The sequence below is a fragment of the uncultured Mailhella sp. genome, from assembly GCF_944324575.1.
GTDB lineage: Bacteria > Desulfobacterota > Desulfovibrionia > Desulfovibrionales > Desulfovibrionaceae > Mailhella.
In genome coordinates this window covers 1-4,726 of the sequence record NZ_CALUWV010000137.1, presented here as the reverse complement: position 1 = coordinate 4,726, position 4,726 = coordinate 1, and the positions used below count along the sequence as shown (strand labels likewise).

The window sequence follows — 4,726 nt, the reverse complement described above, 5'->3', positions numbered from 1 at the left end:
CGCCCGCAGCGACGATCTCCCCGGGGAGGAACAGACCGAACTGCGCGACCGCCGCGTGGAAATCGAGCGCGATCTCGTGCTCTTCCTCTCCCAGCTCTGATTCAGCCCGGCCCCCGCACCCTGCGGGGGCCCCTCTTGTCAGCGCTTCGCTCTCGCGCTATTTTTACGGTTTCCGCGCCTGTGCGCGACCCATGTCTTCCGCCTCCCCTCCGCTCCACGGCCCGGGGAGGTCTTCGCGCTTCTTCTGCGCGGCCAACCTCTTCCCGGAACTTTTCCGGCGGCGCGCCCCCGCGCCTTACTCAGGAACCCTTCATGCGAATCATTGCCGGAGCCTGTCGCGGACGCACGCTCCAGACCGTTACCGGACCGGGCTACCGTCCCGCCATGGGCAAAGTGCGCGAATCCCTCTTTTCCATGCTTGAGGCGCGCGGCGTCGTGTGGGGCGCCATGCGCGTGCTCGACGTGTTCGCGGGCAGCGGAAGCCTCGGCTTCGAGGCCCTGAGCCGCGGCGCGCTCTTTGCCGACTTCATCGAAAAGGATCACAAGGCCGCAGAATGCCTGCGCAAGAACGCCGCCAATCTCGGCCTTGCCGACCGCTGCGCCATTCATGAGGAAGACGCCCTTCGCGTCACCGCACGCCGTCCCGCCGAACCCTGTCAGCTCATCTGCATAGACCCGCCTTACGGCGCCGACCTCTTCAAGCCCACGCTCAGAAACATCATGCGGCAGGGCTGGCTCGCCGACGACGGCTTTCTGGTGGCGGAAGTGGAAAAGGGGCTCACGCTCCGCGCCGACGCCCAGTACGATCTGCGCCTTGAAGCAGAACGACTCTATGGAAACACGAGGATTCTGGTATGGGTGAAGAACGCATAGCCATTTACCCCGGCACCTTCGACCCGCTCACCAACGGCCACGAATGCATCATCCGCCGCGGCCTTGAACTGTTCGATACCGTCATCGTCGCCGTGGCCAGAGACTGCGGCAAGCATCCGCTCTTCACCCTTGAGGAGCGCGTGGACATCGTGCGCGAAGTCTTTGAGGGCATTCCCGGCGTGAAGGTCATGCCCTTTGCCGGTCTGCTCGTGGACTTCGCCGCCAGCGTGGGAGCCAAGGCCATTCTCCGCGGCCTGCGCGCCGTCTCCGACTTCGACTACGAGTTTCAGATGGCCCTCATGAACCGCAAGCTCCAGCACGACGTGCAGACCATATTCCTCATGTCCGACCTGCGCTGGATGTACATAAGCTCCACCAACATCCGCAACGTGGCGTCCCTCGGCGGCGACGTGCGCTGCCTCGTGCCACCCACCGTCATTCCCCGCCTGCGCCGCGCCTACCATCTGCCCGACTCCTGGCCCGGCTCCTCAAACTGCGGTCGCGACGACATGAGCGACGACGATGCTCCCGAATGCTCCGGCGAGGAGCTCCGTTCATGAGCACGACCCCCGGCATTCTCTGCCTCGTCGGTCCCACGGGCTCCGGCAAGACCGCCGCATCCCTGCACCTCGCCGCCATGCTGGAAAAGGCCGGACGACCCGTCGCCGTCATCAACGCCGACTCCAGACAGGTCTACCGCGACTTTCCCGTCATCACCGCCCAGCCCTCGGCCGAAGAGCGCAGCGTCTGCCCCCACAGGCTCTACGGCTGGCTCGAAACCACAGGGAAAATCTCCGCAGGCCAGTGGGCCGACATGGCCTGCGCCGCCATTCGCGAAACCCTCGCGGAAGGCCGCATTCCCATGCTCGTGGGCGGCACGGGCTTCTATCTGCGCGCCCTTCTGGACGGCATAGCCGCCATTCCCCCCGTGGATCCCGCCATTACCGCAAGACTCTCCAGAGAATGCGAAAAGCTGGGCGCCCCCGCCCTGCACGCGCGCCTTGCCGCCATCGACCCGGACTACGCCGCCAAAATCCACCCAAACGACAGCCAGCGCAACGTCCGCGCCCTCGAAGTGTGGGAAGCGACAGGAAAAACCTTCTCGTGGTGGCACAGCCAGACCACGCCCCCGGCGCCCTGGCCCGTCCTTCGCCTCGGCATAGGCCTCCCCCTCCCGGAACTCTCCCCCTTCCTCAGAAAACGCATCGACATCATGCTCGAACAGGGCGCCCTCACCGAGGCCAGACGCGCCCTCGCCGCCTGCCCCGATACCTCCGCTCCCGGCTGGTCCGGCATAGGCTGCGCCGAAACCGCCGCATTCCTCCAGGGAAACATGTCCCTCCCCGAATGCCTCGAGCTCTGGATGAAAAATACCCGCGCCTACGCCAAACGACAGTGGACCTGGTTCCGCGCCGACAAGCGCATCCTCTGGTTCCGCCCCGGCGAACACCGGAACCTCGAAGCCCCGGTAAAGGAATTCCTCGGGATTTAAAGGAAAAGGACAGGAAAGGCACGCGGGGCGCCGCCCCGCACCCCGCCGGGGAAAATAATTCCCCCCGGGCCCCCCTGGTTCGCCTTGCGGCTTCGCCGCGCGGCGGGTGCCGTGCGCATGCCGGAAGGCGGGCTTCTTACAGGCGGAAAAAAGACGTGTGACGCCAAGGCCGGAAGGCTCGGCAAACGCGTTACGGGCTGCGCAGTCAGTGCAGGCGTGCGCGGCTGCGCCCGCCTGCGGCTGCCGACCGATGTTTCCGCGTTGCGGCAACATCGGTGTGGTTTGCAGGGATTTCCAGATGCTTGAGGGAGAACATCCGCTCAACGCTCTGGGAATCTTTCGTTGACAGAGGACAGTCGTTTTCAACAACCTGGCGGGCCGTTGTTTTTCCCTCCTGCGTTTTCCCAACGCTCAAATAGGCCTTTGCTCGCAGACAACAGCCGTCTTTCAACGTTCTGCCCGGCCTTCTCTTTTTTCTTTCAGATTGTTATCAGCGCTCCGGGGCCCGCGACCTGCCTTCAGGCGGTCGCGCCGACGATCATAGCAGCCGGAATTCACTTCCGGCGTAAAATGCCGCGGACGTCGTGCAGGCCCCGTGTCCGCACAGCGTGTCCGGCGCTGACGGGCAGCGAGTCATTATTAAAAGTTTTAGGCAGAGGGAGAGGGCGTGGGGGGAGGGAGACCACCTTTTGAAAAGGGGATCTCCCTCCCCCGCAAACACCTTCCCGCTTATCCTTTCCGATTGCTTGACAGAATAAGCGAGGGGCGTACATGATGGGCGGAATGCCAAGGAGGCGTGCGATGACCACGGTACTGTACCAGAAGGGCGATCTGGAGTTCTGCTTCAGCGACAAATTTGAGGGCAAATTTCTCGTGTCGCTGCTGGAGAACATGAAGGAAAAACTGTTGAACGAAGAGTGGGACGACTACGACGAGTTCCATCACTGCTGCAAGATCATTCATGACTTCGGGCAGACCCCCGGTCTGGTCATGGACTTTCATACGCTGCGGAGAGCAGACGAGCAGCTCGGCATGGTGCTCATCACGCACGGGGCCATTGATCGGAACATCTATGCGTGTTCCGGGCTGTCCATTTCCGACCCTCTGGATCAGGTGGCCCTGCTCAGCTACTTTCACATTGCCCCTTCAGGACGCGGCAACGGCACCTTCTGGCTGCGCGATCTCATCATGCCCTTCTATGCCGATCAGGGATACACGGCCGTGTATCTCAAGACCAGTCATCCCCGGGCGTTTCATCTCTACGACAGGCTCGGCGCGGTGATCGGCAACTACACCTTCCCCAGCGACAACGACGAACACCTGCGCGTGGGACGCATCTACCGGCTTCCGCTTGTGGAAAAGCCTCTTCCCGAGGCCTGATCATGCCCGTCATAGTCTTCGACATGGACGGAGTTCTCGTGGACTCCGAACGTCTTGTTCTGCGCTCCTGGGAATGTGTGGGGCGCGATCTCGGTCTGCGCGGTCTGCACGAGCTTTTTTTCCGCTGCATCGGCACAACCCACGCGAGCACGAGCAGAGTCTTTGCCGAAGCCTACGGCGACTCGTTCGACTATAAGGCCTTCCGCGACCGCACGCGCGTATACTACATGCAGTTCACCAGAGAAGGCGTGCCGCTCAAGCCCGGCGTCATGGAGCTTCTGTGCTGGCTGAAGGAGCACGGCTGGCGCACCGGTCTTGCCAGCTCCTCGCGCGAAGTCAACGTACGGCGCAACATGGACGTCACGGGCATGGGGCCCTACTTCGACACGCTGGTCTGCGGCGACATGCTCACGGCAAGCAAGCCCGCGCCGGACATCTATCTGCGCGCCTGCGCCGAACTCCACGCGGAGCCTGCAGCCGCCTACGCCGTGGAAGACTCGCGCAACGGCATTCTCTCCGCCAGCGCGGCGGGTATGAAGGCCCTGCTCGTGCCCGACATGGTGGAGCCCGACGAGGTCATGAAAAGCCGCGCCGCAGCCGTGCTTCCCGACCTTCTCGCCGTCAGGGACTATCTCAAGCAACAGGAGCACGCATGATTCAGGACATCGCGCCCCTGCGCCTGTGCAACGAGTTTCAACATGTTCGCCCTGCCGACGACGATCTCGTGTTCGACCTCCATGAAGGCGCCCGTCTGCTTGCGCCATGCAGGAGACGCCCGCCCCTCGTGCGGGAATGGCGCGAGGCGGGAGAAGCGGCAATGCTCGTCTACGCCTTCCGTCTCGCCGGAGTCGCCGGACTCCCCGGCGAAAGTCCCGCGCCCTGTGACGACCTTTCCCCCGCCCGGGACCTCCGCTGCTTTCTGGCCCTCCGCGGAGCCGGAGAGCCTGCCCCTCCGCCCGAAGGCTCGCAGCGAATCGCCCC

General features: G+C 63.7%; 6 protein-coding genes. All 6 read left to right on the top strand.

Going from position 1 to position 4,726, the window contains the following annotated elements; all coding sequences use genetic code 11:
* Positions 1–312 precede the first annotated feature (312 nt).
* A complete protein-coding gene (gene rsmD, locus Q0J81_RS10630; protein ID WP_294447779.1) occupies positions 313–873 on the top strand; it encodes a 16S rRNA (guanine(966)-N(2))-methyltransferase RsmD in 561 nt (186 codons plus the stop codon).
* Positions 855–1,433, top strand: coding sequence for a pantetheine-phosphate adenylyltransferase (gene coaD, locus Q0J81_RS10625; protein WP_294447776.1), 579 nt, complete (start codon positions 855–857; stop codon positions 1,431–1,433). Before rsmD ends, coaD begins: the two co-directional genes overlap by 19 nt.
* Positions 1,430–2,365, top strand: coding sequence for a tRNA (adenosine(37)-N6)-dimethylallyltransferase MiaA (gene miaA / locus Q0J81_RS10620; RefSeq protein WP_294447775.1), 936 nt, complete (start codon positions 1,430–1,432; stop codon positions 2,363–2,365). Before coaD ends, miaA begins: the two co-directional genes overlap by 4 nt.
* A gap of 801 nt (positions 2,366–3,166) precedes the next feature.
* Positions 3,167–3,745, top strand: coding sequence for a hypothetical protein (locus Q0J81_RS10615; RefSeq protein WP_294447772.1), 579 nt, complete (start codon positions 3,167–3,169; stop codon positions 3,743–3,745).
* Positions 3,746–3,747: 2 nt separating this feature from the next.
* Entirely contained in the window at positions 3,748–4,401 is a 654-nt protein-coding gene (locus Q0J81_RS10610) for an HAD family phosphatase (RefSeq protein WP_294447771.1), read from the top strand.
* On the top strand, positions 4,398–4,726 hold a 329-nt coding region (locus Q0J81_RS10605), incomplete at its 3' end, for a hypothetical protein (protein ID WP_294447770.1). The genes Q0J81_RS10610 and Q0J81_RS10605, both read left to right, overlap by 4 nt.